We start from the raw sequence: 18509 nt of genomic DNA, 5'->3' as shown, positions 1-18509 counted from the left end.
GGCCCGCCGCATCCGCTCGACGGAGGCTCGCCATTTGACCGGGCTACCCGAGGGGAGTTAGTATTTCGGGGTGTGCGCTTCGTCGTGCGCTTGAGTCATGCCATCGCGATCTCGTCGTGCCGCACCTTGGGCGCCCAGACACGGCACGCATGCTGGGTTTGCTCACCGAGCAGCCCCCACGGCATACCCACTGAAACGCGCGGAACTTGTTCCGCGTGCGCCGGCGGGTCCAGATGAACTCGACAAGGACCGGAAACGGAACGAATCGAATGCTAACCATCAATGAGCTGTCACCGTGCAGCAATAACAAGGAGTAATTAGTGCCAACCATTCAGCAGTTGGTCAGGAAGGGCCGCAGCCCCAAGGTCACCAAGACCAAGGCTCCCGCCCTCAAGGCCAACCCGCAGCAGCGCGGCGTGTGCACCCGCGTGTACACCACCACCCCGAAGAAGCCGAACTCGGCTCTCCGCAAGGTCGCCCGCGTCAAGCTGTCGAACGGTACCGAGGTCACCGCCTACATCCCCGGCGAGGGTCACAACCTGCAGGAGCACTCGATGGTGCTCGTGCGTGGCGGTCGCGTGAAGGACCTCCCCGGTGTTCGTTACAAGATCGTTCGCGGCGCACTGGACACCCAGGCTGTCAAGAACCGCAAGCAGGCTCGTAGCCGCTACGGCGCCAAGATGGAGAAGAAGTAATGCCTCGTAAAGGCCCAGCGCCCAAGCGTCCCGTTATCGCTGACCCGGTATACGGCGCCCCCATCGTCTCCCAGCTCGTCAACAAAATCCTCCTCGACGGCAAAAAGGGCCTCGCCGAGCGCATCGTTTACGATGCACTCGAGGGCGTCGTTGCCAAGAACGGTGCGGATGCTGTCGTCACGCTGAAGAAGGCGCTCGACAACGTGCGCCCCACCCTCGAGGTGCGTTCGCGCCGCGTCGGTGGTTCCACCTACCAGGTGCCGGTCGAAGTCAAGCCGCACCGCGCCAACACCCTGGCTCTCCGCTGGTTGACCAGCTACGCCAAGGCCCGTCGCGAGAAGACCATGACCGAGCGCCTCACCAACGAGATCCTCGACGCGTCCAACGGCCTCGGTGCCGCGGTCAAGCGTCGTGAAGACACACACAAGATGGCCGAGGCGAACAAGGCCTTCGCACACTACCGCTGGTAGTCGCGATCCGGTGAGCGAGCGGGGCGGGTCACCCCCCCCCCCCCCCCCCCCCCACCGGCTTGTCTTGTTTCGCCCCACACACCCCCAAAAAACGTCCGGAGGACACCCGTGGCACTTGATGTGCTCACCGACCTGAGCAAGGTCCGCAATATTGGCATCATGGCGCACATTGACGCTGGCAAGACCACCGTCACTGAGCGCATCCTGTACTACACGGGTGTCAACCACAAGATCGGCGAGACCCACGACGGCGCCTCGACCATGGACTGGATGGCGCAGGAGCAGGAACGTGGCATCACGATCACCTCCGCTGCGACGACCTGTTTCTGGGCCGGCAACCAGATCAACATCATCGACACCCCCGGCCACGTGGACTTCACCGTCGAGGTGGAGCGTTCGCTCCGCGTCCTCGACGGCGCGGTTGCCGTGTTCGACGGCAAGGAGGGCGTTGAGCCCCAGTCCGAGACCGTCTGGCGCCAGGCCGACAAGTACGACGTTCCCCGCATCTGCTTCGTCAACAAGATGGACAAGCTCGGCGCGGACTTCTTCTACACCGTCGACACCATCGTCAAGCGCCTCGGCGCGAAGCCGCTCGTCATCCAGCTGCCGATCGGCGCCGAGAACACCTTCGAGGGTGTTGTCGACCTCGTCGAGATGCGTGCACTGACCTGGCGCGGCGACTCCAAGGGTGACGTCGAGATGGGATCCCACTACGAGATCGAGGTCATCCCGGCCGACCTCGTCGAGCAGGCCGCGGTTTACCGCAAGCTGCTCCTCGAGACCGTCGCCGAGACCGATGACGACCTCATGGAGAAGTACTTCTCCGGCGAAGAGCTCACCGTCTCCGAGATCAAGCACGCGATCCGCAAGCTCACGGTCAACAGCGAGATCTACCCGGTCCTCTGCGGCTCCGCGTTCAAGAACCGCGGCGTCCAGCCGATGCTTGACGCCGTCATCGACTACCTCCCCACCCCGCTCGACGTGCCGGCCATCGAGGCCCACGACGCGCGCGATGAAGAGGTCGTCGTCATGCGTCACTCTGATGCGTCCGAGCCGTTCACGGCCCTCGCGTTCAAGGTCGCGGTGCACCCGTTCTTCGGTCGCCTCACCTACATCCGCGTCTACTCGGGACACCTCGACTCCGGCGGCCAGGTCATCAACTCGACCAAGGGCAAGAAGGAGCGCATCGGCAAGATCTTCCAGATGCACGCCAACAAGGAGAACCCGGTGGCCTTCGTGACCGCCGGTCACATCTACGCGGTCATCGGCCTCAAGGACACCACCACCGGCGACACCCTGTGCGACCCGAACCACCAGGTCGTACTCGAGTCGATGACGTTCCCTGACCCGGTCATCGAGGTTGCGATCGAGCCGAAGACGAAGCAGGACCAGGAAAAGCTGGGTCTCGCGATCCAGAAGCTGGCCGAAGAAGACCCGACCTTCCGTACCGAGCAGAACCAGGAAACTGGCCAGACGGTCATCAAGGGAATGGGTGAACTTCACCTGGACATCCTCGTCGACCGCATGCGTCGCGAGTTCAACGTCGAGGCCAACGTCGGCAAGCCCCAGGTCGCGTACCGCGAGACGATCCGCAAGGCCGTCGAGCGTCACGACTACACCCACAAGAAGCAGACCGGTGGATCCGGCCAGTTCGCGAAGATTCAGATCGCGATCGAGCCGCTTGAAATCACTGCCGAAAAGGGTTACGAGTTCCTGAACAAGGTCACCGGTGGCCGCATCCCCAGGGAATACATCCCCTCGGTCGACGCGGGCATCCAGGACGCCATGCACGTCGGTGTTCTGGCCGGCTACCCGATGGTCGGCGTTCGCGCCAGCCTGCTCGACGGTGCCGCGCACGACGTCGACTCCTCGGAGATGGCGTTCAAGATCGCCGGTTCGATGGGCTTCAAGGAAGCCGTCCGCAAGGCGAACCCTGTTCTTCTCGAGCCGCTCATGAGCGTCGAAGTTCGTACGCCTGAGGAATACATGGGCGACGTCATCGGCGACCTCAACTCCCGCCGTGGTCAGATTCAGACCATGGAAGACGCGAGCGGCGTCAAGGTCATTCGTGCCTTCGTTCCGCTTTCGGAGATGTTCGGTTACATCGGCGACCTGAGGTCCAAGACCTCCGGGCGTGCCGTGTACTCGATGACCTTCGAGAGCTACGCCGAGGTCCCCAAGGCTGTTGCCGAAGAGATCATCCAGAAGAACAAGGGCGAATAGCCTGGGGCCCTCGGGCCTTTTCCGGGCCTTCGGGCCGAATCGCTTCGGCCTCCCGGCCCGAGTAACATAAGTACACAAATCCAGCAGTTTCACCGGCCGCAAACCAGCGGGCGGTGAAGCCGAGAGTCCTGAGGAGGACCCACAGTGGCCAAGGCCAAGTTCGAGCGGACTAAGCCGCACGTAAACATCGGAACGATCGGTCACGTAGACCACGGAAAGACCACGCTGACTGCAGCGATCTCCAAGGTCCTTGCCGACACGTTCCCTTCCAAGACCAACGTTCAGCGCGACTTCGCGTCGATCGACTCGGCTCCGGAAGAACGCCAGCGCGGCATCACGATCAACATCTCCCATGTTGAGTACGAGACCGAAAAGCGTCACTATGCGCACGTCGACGCACCGGGCCACGCTGACTACATCAAGAACATGATCACCGGTGCCGCACAGATGGACGGCGCGATTCTCGTTGTCGCCGCAACTGACGGCCCGATGGCTCAGACCCGTGAGCACGTTCTTCTCGCCAAGCAGGTCGGCGTGCCGTCCCTGCTCGTCGCGCTGAACAAGGCCGACATGGTCGACGACGAAGAGATCCTTGAGCTCGTCGAGCTCGAGGTTCGCGAACTCCTCACCGCCCAGGGCTTTGACGGCGACAACGCTCCTGTTGTCCGCGTGTCGGCGCTCAAGGCGCTGGAAGGCGACCCGAAGTGGGTCGGCAACATCCTGGAGCTCATGCAGGCCGTTGACGACTACTTCCCGGAGCCCGTCCGCGACAAGGACAAGCCCTTCCTCATGCCGATCGAGGACGTCTTCACGATCACCGGTCGTGGCACCGTCGTCACCGGCCGCGCCGAGCGTGGAACCCTCAAGATCAACTCCGAGGTCGAGGTTGTCGGCATCCGCCCGACGATCAAGACCACGGTCACTGGTATCGAGATGTTCCACAAGCAGCTCGACGAGGCATGGGCCGGCGAGAACTGTGGTCTTCTTCTTCGTGGCACCAAGCGCGAAGACGTCGAGCGCGGCCAGGTCGTCGTCAAGCCGGGTTCGGTCACGCCGCACACCGACTTCGAGGGCACCGCGTACATCCTGTCAAAGGAAGAGGGCGGCCGTCACAACCCGTTCTACGCGAACTACCGTCCGCAGTTCTACTTCCGTACCACCGACGTCACCGGCGTCATCACGCTGCCCGAGGGCACCGAGATGGTCATGCCCGGCGACACCACCGACCTGACTGTCGCGCTGATCCAGCCGATCGCCCTGGAAGATGGACTCGGCTTCGCTATCCGTGAAGGTGGCCGCACCGTCGGCGCCGGAACCGTGACGAAGATCATCAAGTAGTTCTTCACCACCTGCACCACTGAAACGGGTCGGTCCTTCGGGGCCGGCCCGTTTTTGCGTCCCCGCGAGACCCTTGTCGTGGGCGTGCCCCGGTTCTATCGTGGGTCGCGGTCGCACTGAAGCGGCCGGACTGGAGTGGATCATGGGACTGGACGACATCACGAAGAAGGCCCAGGAGTTCCTGGGCGACAGCAAGGTCACCGAGGCCCTGCACAGCGAGCAGGCCGAGGACATCAGCGACAAGCTGCTCGACGGCACGGCCGACGCGGTCAACAAGGTCACCGGCAACAAGTTCGAAGACCAGATCGAGCAGGCCCGCGCCGCCGCCGACACTCACGTCGGCACCGACTAGCGCTCGCGCGGCGAGCGTCCGCAGCGAGCGTCCGAGTCGGCCGCGGCGCTCAGGACGCACCACTCGAGCGCGGGTGTTTCGCCGTTCCGCGGGTGCTGTGCCAGGCGCTGAACGGCGGAACACCCGCGCTCGAGTCTGAACGCAGTCCTCCACAGGAGTGGATGTCGTCGGTAACGCACGAATGACGCCTTCGACCTCCAGATGTGCTCCGTGGGTCACAGGCTCTGCAGCATGACTGAACACATTCCACCGGACCACCCTGCGGACCACTTGTTGTCCGTAGCCGACTATCAGCATTGGGGGAGGCTGACGGGAAGATCAAGTACTTCGATCCCGTCATGAGGGACGGGCGTACGCCCGAGGAAGTGCTGTGGGATGAAAAGCGCCGTGAAGATGGGGTGCGTCGGCAGGTGCACGGCTTCACTCGCTGGGGTTTCTCCATTGCGTTGAGCAGGATGCGCTTTGCGCGGGCGTCTGCTGGAGCTTGGGCTGCCTGTTCGGAGACCGGGCCTCCGCACGTGGTGAATGGCGTGTCTGTATCGAGCGCGGGCCCCGGCAGAGGGAAACGAGCGCGAAACGGGCAGCGAAGCGCTGGAAACGGGGCGAAAGGGGGCCGAAACGCGCGACACGCCGGTCGCGACACGCCCGGGTTGCACAAAGACCTACCCCTGTGGCAGACTCTTCTAGTTCAACACTTTCGACTGCCGCGCTGCACGCGGTGTCGGGATCACTGCCAGGCAGTGCATAGCCGGTGTCCACAGGACGCACGGTTAGGCCGCGGGTAGCAGAACAGAGCTTAAACCAACAGCCGGGAAAGCATGGGAAATCCATGCCTTCCCCCATGCCCCGGTATGGAGAAGCGGTTGGCTCGGTTCAAAGTCGTGCGGCTGGAAGGCTGCGAGACGAGGAATCGAAATTGACAGATGAACAGTGGTGCGACAGCAGCAGTGCTACTACGGCGTCCAATGCAGCCTTCGGGATGTACGAAGCCTTGACAAGAAAGAGAGTTCGACATGGCGGGACAGAAAATCCGCATTCGGCTTAAGTCTTACGACCACGAGGTCATTGACATCTCGGCGCGCAAGATCGTCGACACCGTGACCCGTGCGGGCGCGACAGTCGTCGGCCCCGTGCCGCTTCCGACCGAGAAGAACGTGGTGTGTGTCATCCGTTCCCCTCACAAGTACAAGGACAGCCGGGAGCACTTTGAAATGCGCACCCACAAGCGTCTGATCGACATCATTGACCCCACCCCGAAGGCCGTCGACTCGCTCATGCGTCTCGACCTTCCGGCGGACGTCAACATCGAGATCAAGCTCTAGGGCCCGCGATGTCTTACTCCGATACCAAGACCACCAAGGGTCTCCTCGGCAAGAAGCTCGGCATGACCCAGGTCTGGGACGAGAACAACAAGCTCGTTCCCGTCACCGTCATCGAGATCTCGCCGAACGTTGTCACCCAGATCCGCAGCAAGGAAATCGACGGCTACGCCGGCGTCCAGATCGCTGCAGGCGCCATCGACCCGCGCAAGGTCAACAAGCCTTCCGCCGGACACTTCGAAAAGGCGGGCGTCACGCCTCGCCGTCACCTCACCGAGCTCCGCACCGCGGATGCCGCTGACTACACCCTGGGACAGGAACTCACCGTTGACGGTGTCTTCGTTGCCGGCTCCAAGGTTGACGTCATGGGCACGAGCAAGGGTAAGGGTTTCGCCGGTGTTATGAAGCGTCACAACTTCAAGGGTGTCTCCTCCTCCCACGGTTCCCACCGCAACCACCGCAAGCCCGGTTCCATCGGTGCTTCCTCGACCCCGAGCCGTGTCTTCAAGGGCATGCGCATGGCCGGTCGTATGGGTGGCGAGCGCGTCACCGTGCTGAACCTCAAGGTTCACGCCATTGATGCCGAGAAGGGCCTCATGCTGGTCAAGGGTGCCGTTCCCGGTGCCAAGGGCCGCCTCGTATTCGTCCGCACTGCCGTGAAGGGAGCGTAACCGCATGGCCACCACGCTCGATCTCATCGATGCAACCGGCGCAAAGTCCGGTTCCGTTGAACTGCCCGCCGAAATCTTCGACGTCCAGACCAACATCCCCCTGATCCACCAGGTCGTCGTCGCGCAGCTCGCTGCCGCACGCCAGGGCACGCACAAGACCAAGCGCCGCGGAGAAGTTTCCGGTGCCGGTCGCAAGCCCTTCAAGCAGAAGGGAACCGGTCGCGCTCGTCAGGGCTCGATCCGCGCGCCCCAGATGACCGGCGGTGGCATCGTCCACGGACCGACGCCCCGCAACTACGAACAGCGCACCCCCAAGAAGATGATCGCGGCAGCACTGCGCGGATCGCTTTCCGACCGCGCCCGCGGCGACCGTCTCCACGTCGTCACCGCACTGTTCACTGCAGAGACGCCCAGCACCAAGGGCGCCATCACGCTGCTCACCCAGATCGCCAGCAGCAAGCACGTGCTGGTCGTTCTCGAGCGCACCGATGAGCTGACACTGCGCAGCATCCGCAACCTCCCGACGGTGCACGTGCTGTCCTGGGACCAGCTGAATGCCTACGACGTTCTCGTCAGCGACGACATCGTCTTCACCCTGGGCGCGTTCGACGCGTTCGTGGCGAGCAAGACCAAGAAGGAAGAGGTGTCCGCATAATGGCTACCCCGATCAACAAGGATCCCCGCGACGTCATCATCGCTCCGGTCGTCTCTGAGAAGAGCTACGGCCTGATCGACGAGGGCAAGTACACCTTCATCGTGGACCCGCGCTCGAACAAGACCGAAATCAAGCTCGCGATCGAAAAGATCTTCAAGGTGGAGGTCGCTTCGATCAACACCATGAACCGCATCGGCAAGACGCGTCGCACGAAGTTCGGTCAGGGCAAGCGCAAGGACACCAAGCGTGCCATCGTCACGCTCAAGTCCGGTTCCATCGACATCTTCACGGCCGTCGGCTAAGCGGCGCGGACTAGAGGAATAAGAAATGGCTATTCGTAAGTTCAAGCCCACGACTCCTGGTCGTCGCGGTTCATCTGTTGCGGACTTCGCAGAGATCACCCGTTCGACCCCGGAGAAGTCCCTGCTTCGCCCCCTGTCCAAGACCGGTGGCCGTAACAACCAGGGTCGCATCACCACCCGTCACATCGGTGGTGGACACAAGCGTCAGTACCGTCTCATCGACTTCCGTCGTAACGACAAAGATGGCGTCAACGCCAAGGTCGCTCACATCGAGTACGACCCGAACCGCACGGCGCGCATCGCGCTCCTGCACTTCGTTGACGGCACCAAGCGCTACATCATCGCCCCGAACAAGCTGAACCAGGGCGACATCATCGAGTCGGGTTCGGGTGCTGACATCAAGCCCGGCAACAACCTGCCGCTGAAGAACATCCCCACCGGTACCATCATCCACGCGGTTGAACTGCGTCCGGGCGGCGGTGCCAAGATGGCCCGCTCCGCCGGTTCGTCGGTTCGCCTCGTTGCGAAGGATGGCATCTACGCCCAGCTGCGCCTGCCGTCCGGAGAAATCCGCAACGTCGACGCCCGCTGCCGCGCCACGATCGGCGAGGTCGGCAACGCCGAGCAGTCGAACATCAACTGGGGCAAGGCCGGCCGGATGCGCTGGAAAGGCGTTCGCCCGACCGTTCGTGGTGTTGCCATGAACCCGGTCGACCACCCGCACGGTGGTGGCGAGGGAAAGACGTCCGGTGGACGTCACCCCGTCAGCCCCTGGGGCCAGAAAGAAGGCCGTACCCGGCACCCGAACAAGGAAAGCGACAAGCTCATCGTTCGTCGCCGTACTGTCGGCAAGAAGCGTAAGTAGGAGTAGACGATGCCACGCAGTCTCAAGAAAGGCCCTTTCGTTGACGACCACCTGCTTCGCAAGGTTGTCCGGGCGAATGAAGCCAGCAGCAAGAACGTAATCAAGACCTGGTCGCGCCGTTCGATGATCATCCCCGACATGCTCGGGCACACCATCGCGGTTCACGACGGACGCAAGCACATCCCGGTGTTCGTCACCGAGAGCATGGTCGGGCACAAGCTCGGCGAGTTTGCGCCCACCCGCACCTTCCGTGGTCACGTGAAGGACGACAAGAAGGGCCGTCGCCGCTAACGCGGTGACGTGAAGGAGGAGAAGAAATGGTGGAGTCGATCGCACGCGTGCGTCACATCCGCGTTACCCCCCAGAAGGCTCGTCGCGTCGTCAACTTGATTCGCGGCAAGCAGGCCCACGAGGCCCTGGGAATCCTGAAGTTCGCAGCGCAGGGCGCCAGCGACCCGGTGTACAAGCTGGTGGCCTCGGCCATCGCGAATGCACGAGTCAAGGCCGATGCAGCGAACACATACCTGGACGAGCAGGACCTCTTCGTGAGCCAGGCATTCGTTGATGAGGGTACGACCCTCAAGCGTTTCCAGGCCCGCGCACAGGGTCGCGCATTCCAGATCAAGAAGCGTACGAGCCACATCACTGTTGTGCTCGCCACTCCTGAGGAGGGTACGAAGTAATGGGTCAGAAAGTAAACCCGTATGGCTTCCGTCTGGGAATCACGACCGACCACGTGTCGCGTTGGTTCTCTGACAGCACGAAGCCGGGCCAGCGTTACAGCGACTTCGTCGCTGAAGACGTCAAGATCCGCCGCCTGCTGAGCACGACCCTCGACCGCGCGGGAGTTTCGCGCATCGAGATCGAGCGCACCCGTGACCGCGTTCGCGTCGACATTCACACCGCCCGTCCGGGCATCGTGATCGGTCGTCGTGGCGCCGAGGCCGAGCGGATCCGCTCCGACCTCGAGAAGCTCACGAGCAAGCAGATCCAGCTCAACATCCTCGAGGTCAAGAACCCTGAGGTCGACGCCCAGCTCGTTGCCCAGGGCATCGCAGAGCAGCTCTCCGCTCGTGTGGCTTTCCGCCGCGCGATGCGCAAGGGCCTGCAGGGCGCCCAGCGCGCCGGCGCCAAGGGTGTTCGCATCCAGGTGTCCGGTCGTCTCGGCGGCGCTGAGATGAGCCGCTCGGAGTTCTACCGCGAGGGACGCGTGCCACTGCACACCCTGCGTGCGAACATCGACTACGGCTTCTACGAAGCCAAGACCACCTTCGGCCGCATCGGCGTGAAGGTCTGGATCTACAAGGGCGACATCACCAACAAGGAACTCGCCCGCGAGCAGGCCAACGCTAAGTCGTCCCGCCCCGAGCGTCGTGACGACCGACCCCGCCGTGCGCCCCGCGCAGAGGCCGCGGCGCCGGTTGCAGCAGGAGTTGAGGCATAACCATGTTGATTCCACGCAGAGTCAAGCACCGTAAGCAGCACCACCCGGGCCGTACCGGCCACGCAACCGGTGGCACCGAGCTGTCGTTCGGCGAGTACGGCATCCAGGCCATCACCCCCGCGTATGTGACCAACCGTCAGATCGAGTCCGCTCGTATCGCGATCACCCGTCACATGAAGCGCGGCGGCAAGGTCTGGATCAACATCTATCCTGACCGCCCGCTCACCAAGAAGCCGGCCGAAACCCGCATGGGTTCCGGTAAGGGTTCTGTGGAGTGGTGGGTCGCCAACGTGAAGCCGGGTCGTGTGCTCTTCGAAATCGGCGGTGTCACTGACATCGTCGCCAAGGAAGCGCTCACCCGCGCCATTCACAAACTGCCGTTGAAGGCACGCATCATCAAGCGCGAGGAGGGCGACGCATAATGGCGATCGGATCCAAGGAGCTCGCCTCAGTCGAGCTCGACACTTTTGAAAACGAACGACTGTTCGACGAGCTGAAGAAGGCCAAGGAAGAGCTGTTCAACCTGCGCTTCCAGTCGGCCACCGGTCAGCTTGAAAGCCACGGCCGCCTCCGCGCGGTCAAGCGCGACATCGCTCGTATCTACACGGTTCTCCGTGAGCGCGAGTTGGGCATTCGCCCGACGCCCGCACCGGTCGAAGCGGCCGTCAAGGCCGACAAGGCAGAGAAGAAGCCCAAGAAGGCCCCCAAGGCTGCAGAATCCGAAACGGATGCTGTCGCTGAGGCCGTCGAAACGAAGGAGGCCTAGTCATGGCGAAGACTGACGAAACGGTCGTCGCAGCCGAGGCAGAAGCTCTCGTTCGCGGCTACCGGAAGACGCTGCGCGGCTACGTGACCAGCGACAAGATGGACAAGACCATCGTTGTCGAGGTCGAAGACCGCGTGAAGCACCCGTTGTACGGCAAGGTCATCCGCCGTACGTCCAAGCTGAAGGTCCACGACGAGGCGAACATCGCCGGCGTCGGAGACCTGGTCCTGATCAGTGAGACCCGTCCGCTGAGCGCCACCAAGCGCTTCCGCCTGGTCGAGATCCTCGAGAAGGCCAAGTAAGCCTCGCGCTTACTTGATAGAAGGGTATAAAAAGTGCTTCAGCAAGAATCACGACTCAAGGTTGCCGACAACACGGGTGCCAAGGAACTGTTGACCATCCGCGTCCTCGGTGGCTCCGGTCGTCGTTACGCAGGCCTCGGTGACACCATCGTCGCCACCGTCAAGGACGCGATCCCGGGCGGAAACGTCAAGAAGGGCGACGTCGTCAAGGCCGTCGTCGTTCGCGTCAAGAAGATGACCCGTCGTCCAGACGGTTCGTACATCAAGTTCGATGAGAACGCCGCAGTGATTTTGAAGAACGACGGTGACCCCCGGGGCACCCGAATCTTCGGACCGGTCGGTCGCGAGCTTCGCGACAAGAAGTTCATGAAGATCATCTCGCTGGCACCGGAGGTTATCTAAATCATGGCCAGACTCAAAAAGGGTGACCTCGTACAGGTCATCAGCGGCCGCAGCCAGGCACGCGGCGGCGACCGTGGCAAGCAGGGCAAGGTCATCGCCGTGCTCGTGGAGAAGAACCGTGTCCTCGTCGAGGGCATCAACTTCGTCACGAAGCACGTTCGTGTCGGCCAGACCCAGCGCGGCACCAAGACCGGCGGCATCGAGACCATGGAGGCGCCGATCCACGCGTCCAACGTGGCCATCGTCGACCCGGAGACCAAGAAGCCGACTCGCGTCGGCGTCCGCATCGAAGAGGTAACGAAGGACGGCGTCACCAAGACGGTCCGCATCCGTTACGCCAAGAAGTCAGGGAAGGACCTCTGATGACCGACACGATCGTTGCTGCGGGCGAAGCGCCCGTCAAGACGCTTCCGCGTCTCAAGCAGAAGTACCGCGACGAGATCTCCGCCAAGCTCTCCACCGAGCTCGGTTTCACGAACGTTCACCAGATTCCGAACCTCGTGAAGATCGTCGTCAACATGGGTGTCGGCGAGGCAGCTCGCGACGGCAAGATCATGGATGGCGCCGTCTCCGACCTCACCAAGATCACCGGCCAGAAGCCGCAGGTCACCAAGGCCCGCAAGTCCATCGCGCAGTTCAAACTGCGCGAAGGACAGCCCATCGGAACCCACGTCACCCTCCGCGGCGACCGCATGTGGGAATTCCTGGACCGGCTTCTGAGCCTCGCCCTTCCCCGTATCCGTGACTTCCGCGGCCTCTCGGACAAGCAGTTCGACGGTGCAGGCAACTACACCTTCGGTCTCACCGAGCAGGTCATGTTCCACGAGATCGACCAGGACCGGATCGACCGTCTTCGCGGTATGGACATCACCATCGTGACGACCGCCAAGAACAACGAAGAAGGCCGTGCGCTGCTCAAGGCGCTTGGCTTCCCCTTCCAGACGGCCGAGAACACCAAGTAGTACCGGCTAGTTTTAAACCCTGGGGCTGGACAACCGTCCAGCCCCACCACGACCAAGGTCGTCACCCGTGTAACGGATGAACGAAACCAGGCGAGAAAGGCACCACAAATGACAATGACAGATCCGGTCGCAGACATGCTGACCAGACTGCGCAACGCTAACTCGGCGTACCACGACACAGTGTCGATGCCGCACAGCAAGCTCAAAGCGCACATCGCAGACATCCTCAAGGCGCAGGGTTACATCTCCGCCTGGGATGTCAAGGATGCAGAGGTCGGAAAGACCCTCACGCTGAACCTCAAGTTCGGTCCGAACCGCGAGCGTTCCATCGTCGGCATCAAGCGGGTTTCCAAGCCCGGCCTGCGCGTGTACGCAAAGTCGACCGAAATCCCCACCGTTCTCGGTGGCCTCGGCGTTGCCATCCTGTCCACCTCCAGCGGTCTGCTCACCGACCGTCAGGCCGAGAAGAAGGGCGTAGGCGGAGAAGTTCTCGCCTACGTGTGGTAGTCGACAATGTCACGTATTGGAAGACTCCCCATCCCGATCCCCGCGGATGTCACGGTTGCCACTGAGGGCCGCCTCGTCAGCGTCAAGGGCCCGAAGGGTGAGCTTGCGCTCACCGTCGCCAACCCGATCCAGGTGTCGATCGAAGACGGCCACGTTGTCGTCACCCGTCCGGACGACGAGCGCGCATCGCGTTCGCTGCACGGCCTGACCCGCACCCTGATCGCCAACCAGATCATCGGGGTGACCGTGGGTTACACCAAGGGCCTCGAGATCGTCGGTACCGGTTACCGCGTCGCCCAGAAGGGCACCGCGGTCGAGTTCGCCCTTGGCTTCTCACACCCGGTCCTCATCGAGCCGCCCGTCGGCATCACCCTGACCGTCGAGGGCGTCAACCGCCTCACGGTCGGTGGCATCGACAAGCAGGCCGTCGGCGAGGTCGCCGCCAACATCCGTAAGATTCGCAAGCCTGAGCCCTACAAGGGCAAGGGTGTGCGTTACGCCGGCGAGATTGTTCGCCGCAAGGCCGGAAAGAGTGGTAAGTAACCATGGGTCTCGGAACTAGAGGTAAGAGCAAGGCCGCTGCCCGCGGACGCAGGCACACACGTCTTCGCAAAAAGGTCGTTGGGACGGAGCTTCGTCCCCGTCTCGTCGTCACCCGTTCGGCTCGCCACGTCTTCGTGCAGGTCGTCGACGACAGCAAGGGTTTCACCCTTGCGTCGGCATCCACGCTCGAGACGGACATGCGCACCTTCGATGGTGACAAGACCGCCAAGGCCCGTAAGGTCGGTGAACTCGTCGCCGAGCGCGCGAAGGCCGCCGGTATCGACGCCGTCGTATTTGACCGTGGCGGCAGCAAGTACGCGGGACGCGTCGCTGCCATCGCCGAGGGAGCTCGAGAGGGTGGATTGAACCTGTGACCGCTGAAACCAGTAACACAGCAGCCAAGGAGACCGTGGTGGCCGCTGAGGCACCCGTCGAAACCGCTGCGTCAACCGCTCCGGCACAGAACGAGCCTCGTGAGGCTCGTCGTGGTGGCCGTGAGCGCAACCCGAACAAGGATCGCGGAAGCCGCGACGCCGACAAGAGCCAGTTCCTGGAGCGCGTTGTCACCATCAACCGCGTTTCCAAGGTGGTGAAGGGTGGTCGTCGCTTCAGCTTCACCGCCCTCGTCGTCGTCGGTGACGGCAACGGACTCGTCGGCGTGGGATACGGCAAGGCCCGCGAGGTCCCGACCGCTATCTCCAAGGGCGTCGAGGAAGCGAAGAAGAACTTCTTCCGCGTTCCCCGCGTCGGCCTGACGATCCCGCACCCCGTCCAGGGCGAAGCCGCAGCGGGCGTTGTCCTGCTGCGTCCCGCCGCTGCCGGTACCGGCGTTATCGCCGGTGGCCCCGTCCGCGCCGTGCTCGAATGCGCCGGCATCCACGACGTCCTGAGCAAGTCGCTCGGTTCGTCGAACACCATCAACATCGTCCACGCCACCGTCGAGGCACTGCACCAGCTCGAAGAGCCGCGTGCCGTTGCCGCCCGTCGTGGCCTCGCGTACGAAGACGTGGCCCCGGCCCGTTTCCTGCGCGCCGACGCCGCGGCTGCTGCTGCAGCAGCGGCAGCAAAGGCAGGTGCCTGATGGCTCGCCTCAAAGTGACACAGATCAAGTCCAAAATTAGTGAGAAGCAGAACCAGCGCGACACGCTTCGCAGCCTGGGTCTCAAGCGCATTGGCGCTGTCGTGATCCGCGAGGACAACTCGCAGAACCGCGGCTATGTCAACACGGTTGCTCACCTCGTGAAGGTCGAGGAGATTGACTAATGGCTGACGAGAAGGACGCTGCCGCCAAGGCGGCAACCAAGCCCGCCACCGCAAAGAAGGCTGCCCCCAAGGCTGCCGCCGCGAAGACTGCACCCGCTGAGAAGCGCGAGCAGGTGCTGAAGGTCCACCACCTTCGCCCCGCTCCCGGTTCGAAGAAGGACCGTATGCGCGTCGGCCGCGGTGAAGGATCCAAGGGTAAGACCGCGGGTCGTGGCACCAAGGGCACCAAGGCACGCTACAACGTGCGCATCGGCTTCGAGGGTGGGCAGATGCCTCTGCACATGCGTACCCCGAAGCTGCGCGGGTTCAAGAACCCGTTCCGCGTCGAGTACCAGGTCGTCAACCTCGACCGTCTTGCCGAGCTCTACCCGAACGGTGGCGATGTCACCATCGCCGACCTGGTCGCCAAGGGCGCCGTTCGTGACAACGAAAAAGTCAAGGTGCTCGGTAACGGTGAAATTGCCGTTAAGCTGAACATTGCGGTCGACAAGGTCTCCAGCTCAGCTGAGCAGAAGATCGTCGCCGCGGGTGGCTCAATCAAGTAAGTCCGTAGACGCTGATCGAGCTTGTCGGGCGTCGCCATCGTTCATTCGATAGCGGCCCCGGCAGGCTCGTTTCACGTTAGTAACTGGAGGCCTTTTGTTCAGCGCCATAGCGCGGATCTTCCGCACGCCCGACCTTCGCAAGAAAATCGGATTCAGCCTCGGTATCGTGGCTCTGTTCCGACTGGGCTCGTTCATCCCCTCTCCCTTTGTGGACTTCGGAAACGTGCAAGCGTGTCTCGCGGCGAACCAGGGCACCAGTGGCCTGTACGAACTCGTCAACCTGTTCAGCGGTGGCGCGCTGCTTCAGCTGTCGGTCTTCGCGCTCGGCATCATGCCGTACATCACGGCCTCGATCATCGTGCAGCTCCTGCGCGTGGTCATCCCACACTTCGAGACCCTCTACAAAGAGGGCGCGTCCGGGCAGAGCACGCTCACCCAGTACACGCGCTATCTCACGATCGCCCTCGGCATCCTCCAGTCGACGACGCTCATCACGGTCGCCCGCAGCGGTGCGCTGTTCGGCACCTCCTCCAGCTCCGAGTGCTCGCAGCTCATCACCAACGACGCCTGGTACGCCATCATGCTCATGGTCATCACCATGACGGCAGGCACCGGCGTCATCATGTGGATGGGTGAGCTCATCACCGAGCGCGGCATCGGCAACGGCATGTCGCTCCTCATCTTCACGTCCATCGCGGCCCGCTTCCCGAACTCCCTCGGCTCGATCCTCAACCAGAAGGGCCTCGACACCTTCCTGATCGTGATCGCGGTCGGACTGCTGGTCGTCGCGGCCGTGGTGTTCGTCGAACAGTCGCAACGACGCATCCCGGTGCAGTACGCCAAGCGGATGGTCGGACGACGCACCTACGGCGGCAACAACACGTACATCCCGATCAAGGTCAACATGGCCGGCGTCGTCCCTGTGATCTTCGCGTCCTCGCTGCTGTACCTGCCGGCCCTGATCGCGCAGTTCAACCAGCCGGCTGCCGGACAGGCCCCGGCGGCGTGGGTCTCCTGGGTCACGAACAACCTGACCAAGGGCGACCACCCGCTCTACATGCTGATGTACTTCCTGCTCATCGTCGGGTTCACCTATTTCTACGTCGCGATCACCTTCAACCCGGAAGAGGTCGCCGACAACATGAAGAAGTACGGCGGATTCATCCCCGGCATCCGTGCCGGACGCCCCACGGCCGAGTACCTCGACTTCGTGCTGACCCGGGTGACCCTGCCCGGTGCGCTCTACCTCGGCCTGATCGCCCTGCTGCCGCTGATCGCATTCTCGGTGATCGGAGCCGACCAGAACTTCCCGTTCGGCGGCGCCAGCATCCTGATCATCGTTGGTGTCGGCCTCGAGACGGTCAAGCAGATCGACTCCCAGTTGCAGCAGCGTCACTACGAAGGGCTTCTCCGATGACCCGCTTGCTCGTGATCGGCCCGCCCGGCGCCGGCAAGGGCACCCAGGCGGTTCGCCTGGCCGCTGCCTTCGGTATCCCCGCCGTCTCGACCGGCGACATCTTCCGCTTCAACGTGACGAACCAGACCGAACTCGGCCTCAAAGCCAAGGCGTTCATGGACAAGGGCGCCTACGTGCCCGACTCGCTGACCAATGAGATCGTCGCCGACCGGCTCGCCCAGGCGGATGCCGCTGGCGGTTTCCTCCTGGACGGTTACCCGCGCACGCTCGAACAGGTGCACGAGCTCGACCGCCTGCTCGACGCCGAAGGCACCGCACTCGATGCCGTCGTCCAGATCTCAGCGGACACCGACGAGGTCGTCGCCCGTCTGCTCAAGCGCGCGGCCGAACAGGGCCGAGCGGACGACACGGCCGACGTCATCCGTCACCGTCTCGAGGTTTACTCGGAGCAGACCGCTCCGCTTATCGACGTGTACGGGGCCCGCGGGCTCGTTGTCACTGTTGACGGCCTCGGTGCCGTCGATGCGGTGACCGAGCGCATTCTGAGTGCCCTCGCGGAGCGCGAGCTTCACGCCGTCGACATCAACACGGACGCACCGAGCGCGTCCTGATCCGTTTGCGGGGAACCAGGCAATGAGCCTTCGTCGATCCATCTACAAGTCGCCGGCACAGTTGCGGCTGATGATCGCACCGGGCCTCGCGACCGCCGCGTCCCTCGACGCGGCCCGCGCGCTGATGCGGGCCGGTGTCACGACCCTCGAGCTCGATGCGGCCGCAGAGGCCGCAATCGTGGCCCGCGGCGGCCTGCCGAACTTCAAGCTCGAGCAGGGTTACTTCCACACCGTGTGCGCGAGCGTGAACGAGGACGTCGTCCACGGCATCCCGGGCGCCCGTGTCCTCGCCCCTGGCGACATCGTCTCGATCGACAGCGGCGCGATCCTCGACGGCTGGAACGGTGACGCCGCCTTCAGCTTCGTGATCCCGGACCCGAGCAGGCGTGAGGTCGTGGCCGAACGCCAGAAACTCTCCGACGTCACGGAGCAGTCCCTGTGGCACGGGATCGCCCGCCTCGCTGAGGCGCGGTACCTCAACGAGGTCGGCGATGCCATCGAGGACTACATCGAGTCGCAGGGCAGCTACGGCATCCTGACCGACTACGTCGGCCACGGCATCGGCCGGTCCATGCACGAAGCCCCTCCGGTTTTCAACTACCGGGTGCGCCAGAAGGGACCGGAGGTCAAGCCCGGACTCGTCGTCGCCATCGAGCCGATGGTCGTGCTCGGATCGATCGACACCTTCGTCCGCGACGACGACTGGACCGTCGCGACGAGTGACGGCCTCGCGGCCGCGCACTGGGAGCACAGCGTCGCCGTGCACAAGGACGGCATCTGGGTGCTCACCGCCGAGGACGGCGGCGCAGCCCAGCTCGCCCCCCTCGGCGTCATCCCCGTCCCCATCCCCTAACCAC

Annotated in this window: 28 protein-coding genes; all 28 read left to right on the top strand. The window is 63.3% G+C overall.

The genetic code is table 11. The annotated features are described in order from the left end of the window. Positions 1–320: 320 nt before the first annotated feature. Positions 321–695: a 30S ribosomal protein S12 gene (gene rpsL / locus QN357_RS04195; RefSeq protein ID WP_055787040.1), complete on the top strand. Its 375-nt coding sequence runs from the start codon at positions 321–323 to the stop codon at positions 693–695. Then, positions 695–1165 (top strand): 30S ribosomal protein S7, encoded by a 471-nt coding sequence (gene rpsG, locus QN357_RS04190; protein ID WP_066597688.1) that lies wholly within the window; start codon positions 695–697, stop codon positions 1163–1165. Before rpsL ends, rpsG begins: the two co-directional genes overlap by 1 nt. A gap of 108 nt (positions 1166–1273) precedes the next feature. Beyond that, positions 1274–3388: an elongation factor G gene (fusA, locus tag QN357_RS04185; RefSeq protein WP_134449882.1), complete on the top strand. Its 2115-nt coding sequence runs from the start codon at positions 1274–1276 to the stop codon at positions 3386–3388. A 144-nt stretch (positions 3389–3532) separates the two neighbouring features. Continuing rightward, positions 3533–4726, top strand: a complete 1194-nt coding sequence (tuf, locus tag QN357_RS04180; protein WP_134449883.1) for an elongation factor Tu — start codon at positions 3533–3535, stop codon at positions 4724–4726. A gap of 142 nt (positions 4727–4868) precedes the next feature. After that, positions 4869–5078, top strand: a complete 210-nt coding sequence (locus QN357_RS04175) for an Rv0909 family putative TA system antitoxin (protein WP_174774565.1) — start codon at positions 4869–4871, stop codon at positions 5076–5078. 1013 nt (positions 5079–6091) lie between these two features. Continuing rightward, entirely contained in the window at positions 6092–6400 is a 309-nt protein-coding gene (gene rpsJ / locus QN357_RS04170) for a 30S ribosomal protein S10 (RefSeq protein ID WP_035834607.1), read from the top strand. Positions 6401–6408: 8 nt separating this feature from the next. Continuing rightward, positions 6409–7068: a 50S ribosomal protein L3 gene (gene rplC / locus QN357_RS04165; RefSeq protein WP_134449885.1), complete on the top strand. Its 660-nt coding sequence runs from the start codon at positions 6409–6411 to the stop codon at positions 7066–7068. Between the two features lie 4 nt (positions 7069–7072). Next, the gene (gene rplD, locus QN357_RS04160; RefSeq protein ID WP_134449886.1) at positions 7073–7723 is read left to right on the top strand and encodes a 50S ribosomal protein L4; all 651 of its coding nucleotides are present in this window, start codon (positions 7073–7075) and stop codon (positions 7721–7723) included. Beyond that, positions 7723–8025: a 50S ribosomal protein L23 gene (gene rplW, locus QN357_RS04155; RefSeq protein ID WP_104100968.1), complete on the top strand. Its 303-nt coding sequence runs from the start codon at positions 7723–7725 to the stop codon at positions 8023–8025. Before rplD ends, rplW begins: the two co-directional genes overlap by 1 nt. Before the next feature lie 25 nt (positions 8026–8050). Beyond that, positions 8051–8890 carry a 50S ribosomal protein L2 gene (gene rplB / locus QN357_RS04150; protein ID WP_134449887.1) on the top strand — a complete coding sequence of 280 codons (840 nt, stop codon included), beginning with the start codon at positions 8051–8053 and terminating at the stop codon, positions 8888–8890. A gap of 9 nt (positions 8891–8899) precedes the next feature. Then, complete coding sequence (rpsS, locus tag QN357_RS04145; RefSeq protein ID WP_134449888.1) at positions 8900–9181, top strand: 30S ribosomal protein S19; 282 nt, start codon at positions 8900–8902, stop codon at positions 9179–9181. A gap of 26 nt (positions 9182–9207) precedes the next feature. Further along, positions 9208–9573 carry a 50S ribosomal protein L22 gene (gene rplV, locus QN357_RS04140; RefSeq protein ID WP_134449889.1) on the top strand — a complete coding sequence of 122 codons (366 nt, stop codon included), beginning with the start codon at positions 9208–9210 and terminating at the stop codon, positions 9571–9573. Next, entirely contained in the window at positions 9573–10334 is a 762-nt protein-coding gene (gene rpsC, locus QN357_RS04135) for a 30S ribosomal protein S3 (protein WP_134449890.1), read from the top strand. Before rplV ends, rpsC begins: the two co-directional genes overlap by 1 nt. A gap of 2 nt (positions 10335–10336) precedes the next feature. Further along, the gene (gene rplP / locus QN357_RS04130; RefSeq protein WP_134449891.1) at positions 10337–10756 is read left to right on the top strand and encodes a 50S ribosomal protein L16; all 420 of its coding nucleotides are present in this window, start codon (positions 10337–10339) and stop codon (positions 10754–10756) included. Then, the gene (gene rpmC, locus QN357_RS04125; RefSeq protein ID WP_134449892.1) at positions 10756–11100 is read left to right on the top strand and encodes a 50S ribosomal protein L29; all 345 of its coding nucleotides are present in this window, start codon (positions 10756–10758) and stop codon (positions 11098–11100) included. Before rplP ends, rpmC begins: the two co-directional genes overlap by 1 nt. Before the next feature lie 2 nt (positions 11101–11102). Then, entirely contained in the window at positions 11103–11402 is a 300-nt protein-coding gene (gene rpsQ, locus QN357_RS04120) for a 30S ribosomal protein S17 (RefSeq protein ID WP_134449893.1), read from the top strand. Positions 11403–11435: 33 nt separating this feature from the next. Then, positions 11436–11804: a 50S ribosomal protein L14 gene (gene rplN / locus QN357_RS04115; RefSeq protein WP_134449894.1), complete on the top strand. Its 369-nt coding sequence runs from the start codon at positions 11436–11438 to the stop codon at positions 11802–11804. 3 nt (positions 11805–11807) lie between these two features. Beyond that, complete coding sequence (rplX, locus tag QN357_RS04110) at positions 11808–12167, top strand: 50S ribosomal protein L24 (protein ID WP_134449895.1); 360 nt, start codon at positions 11808–11810, stop codon at positions 12165–12167. Next, positions 12167–12766, top strand: coding sequence for a 50S ribosomal protein L5 (gene rplE / locus QN357_RS04105; protein ID WP_134449896.1), 600 nt, complete (start codon positions 12167–12169; stop codon positions 12764–12766). The genes rplX and rplE overlap by 1 nt, the downstream gene beginning before the upstream one ends. 108 nt (positions 12767–12874) lie before the next feature. After that, a complete protein-coding gene (gene rpsH, locus QN357_RS04100) occupies positions 12875–13273 on the top strand; it encodes a 30S ribosomal protein S8 (protein ID WP_066597609.1) in 399 nt (132 codons plus the stop codon). Between the two features lie 6 nt (positions 13274–13279). After that, positions 13280–13816, top strand: a complete 537-nt coding sequence (gene rplF / locus QN357_RS04095) for a 50S ribosomal protein L6 (RefSeq protein WP_134449897.1) — start codon at positions 13280–13282, stop codon at positions 13814–13816. A gap of 2 nt (positions 13817–13818) precedes the next feature. Next, the gene (gene rplR / locus QN357_RS04090; protein ID WP_134449898.1) at positions 13819–14190 is read left to right on the top strand and encodes a 50S ribosomal protein L18; all 372 of its coding nucleotides are present in this window, start codon (positions 13819–13821) and stop codon (positions 14188–14190) included. Positions 14191–14225: 35 nt separating this feature from the next. Beyond that, complete coding sequence (rpsE, locus tag QN357_RS04085; protein WP_104101028.1) at positions 14226–14897, top strand: 30S ribosomal protein S5; 672 nt, start codon at positions 14226–14228, stop codon at positions 14895–14897. Beyond that, complete coding sequence (rpmD, locus tag QN357_RS04080; protein WP_174774564.1) at positions 14897–15079, top strand: 50S ribosomal protein L30; 183 nt, start codon at positions 14897–14899, stop codon at positions 15077–15079. Before rpsE ends, rpmD begins: the two co-directional genes overlap by 1 nt. Continuing rightward, positions 15079–15624: a 50S ribosomal protein L15 gene (rplO, locus tag QN357_RS04075; protein ID WP_134449899.1), complete on the top strand. Its 546-nt coding sequence runs from the start codon at positions 15079–15081 to the stop codon at positions 15622–15624. The genes rpmD and rplO overlap by 1 nt, the downstream gene beginning before the upstream one ends. A 94-nt stretch (positions 15625–15718) precedes the next feature. Then, positions 15719–17041, top strand: a complete 1323-nt coding sequence (gene secY / locus QN357_RS04070) for a preprotein translocase subunit SecY (protein ID WP_134449900.1) — start codon at positions 15719–15721, stop codon at positions 17039–17041. Next, positions 17038–17652, top strand: coding sequence for an adenylate kinase (locus tag QN357_RS04065; protein ID WP_174774563.1), 615 nt, complete (start codon positions 17038–17040; stop codon positions 17650–17652). Before secY ends, QN357_RS04065 begins: the two co-directional genes overlap by 4 nt. Before the next feature lie 22 nt (positions 17653–17674). Continuing rightward, a complete protein-coding gene (map, locus tag QN357_RS04060) occupies positions 17675–18505 on the top strand; it encodes a type I methionyl aminopeptidase (protein WP_323504577.1) in 831 nt (276 codons plus the stop codon). The last annotated feature ends 4 nt before the right edge of the window (positions 18506–18509 follow it).

It is taken from the genome of Cryobacterium sp. RTC2.1, assembly GCF_035018685.1.
Lineage (GTDB): Bacteria > Actinomycetota > Actinomycetes > Actinomycetales > Microbacteriaceae > Cryobacterium > Cryobacterium glucosi.
Note: the sequence above shows the minus strand (reverse complement) of the source record. Positions and strands in the feature narration are given on the sequence as shown.

Coding starts and splice junctions, on each gene's coding strand:
- rpsG (WP_066597688.1), top strand. CDS start 695: ATGCCTCGTAAAGGCCCAGCGCCCAAGCGTCCCGTTATCGCTGACCCG.
- QN357_RS04175 (WP_174774565.1), top strand. CDS start 4,869: ATGGGACTGGACGACATCACGAAGAAGGCCCAGGAGTTCCTGGGCGAC.
- rpsJ (WP_035834607.1), top strand. CDS start 6,092: ATGGCGGGACAGAAAATCCGCATTCGGCTTAAGTCTTACGACCACGAG.
- rplC (WP_134449885.1), top strand. CDS start 6,409: ATGTCTTACTCCGATACCAAGACCACCAAGGGTCTCCTCGGCAAGAAG.
- rplD (WP_134449886.1), top strand. CDS start 7,073: ATGGCCACCACGCTCGATCTCATCGATGCAACCGGCGCAAAGTCCGGT.
- rplW (WP_104100968.1), top strand. CDS start 7,723: ATGGCTACCCCGATCAACAAGGATCCCCGCGACGTCATCATCGCTCCG.
- rplB (WP_134449887.1), top strand. CDS start 8,051: ATGGCTATTCGTAAGTTCAAGCCCACGACTCCTGGTCGTCGCGGTTCA.
- rpsS (WP_134449888.1), top strand. CDS start 8,900: ATGCCACGCAGTCTCAAGAAAGGCCCTTTCGTTGACGACCACCTGCTT.
- rplV (WP_134449889.1), top strand. CDS start 9,208: ATGGTGGAGTCGATCGCACGCGTGCGTCACATCCGCGTTACCCCCCAG.
- rpsC (WP_134449890.1), top strand. CDS start 9,573: ATGGGTCAGAAAGTAAACCCGTATGGCTTCCGTCTGGGAATCACGACC.
- rplP (WP_134449891.1), top strand. CDS start 10,337: ATGTTGATTCCACGCAGAGTCAAGCACCGTAAGCAGCACCACCCGGGC.
- rpmC (WP_134449892.1), top strand. CDS start 10,756: ATGGCGATCGGATCCAAGGAGCTCGCCTCAGTCGAGCTCGACACTTTT.
- rpsQ (WP_134449893.1), top strand. CDS start 11,103: ATGGCGAAGACTGACGAAACGGTCGTCGCAGCCGAGGCAGAAGCTCTC.
- rplX (WP_134449895.1), top strand. CDS start 11,808: ATGGCCAGACTCAAAAAGGGTGACCTCGTACAGGTCATCAGCGGCCGC.
- rplE (WP_134449896.1), top strand. CDS start 12,167: ATGACCGACACGATCGTTGCTGCGGGCGAAGCGCCCGTCAAGACGCTT.
- rpsH (WP_066597609.1), top strand. CDS start 12,875: ATGACAATGACAGATCCGGTCGCAGACATGCTGACCAGACTGCGCAAC.
- rplF (WP_134449897.1), top strand. CDS start 13,280: ATGTCACGTATTGGAAGACTCCCCATCCCGATCCCCGCGGATGTCACG.
- rplR (WP_134449898.1), top strand. CDS start 13,819: ATGGGTCTCGGAACTAGAGGTAAGAGCAAGGCCGCTGCCCGCGGACGC.
- rpmD (WP_174774564.1), top strand. CDS start 14,897: ATGGCTCGCCTCAAAGTGACACAGATCAAGTCCAAAATTAGTGAGAAG.
- rplO (WP_134449899.1), top strand. CDS start 15,079: ATGGCTGACGAGAAGGACGCTGCCGCCAAGGCGGCAACCAAGCCCGCC.
- QN357_RS04065 (WP_174774563.1), top strand. CDS start 17,038: ATGACCCGCTTGCTCGTGATCGGCCCGCCCGGCGCCGGCAAGGGCACC.
- map (WP_323504577.1), top strand. CDS start 17,675: ATGAGCCTTCGTCGATCCATCTACAAGTCGCCGGCACAGTTGCGGCTG.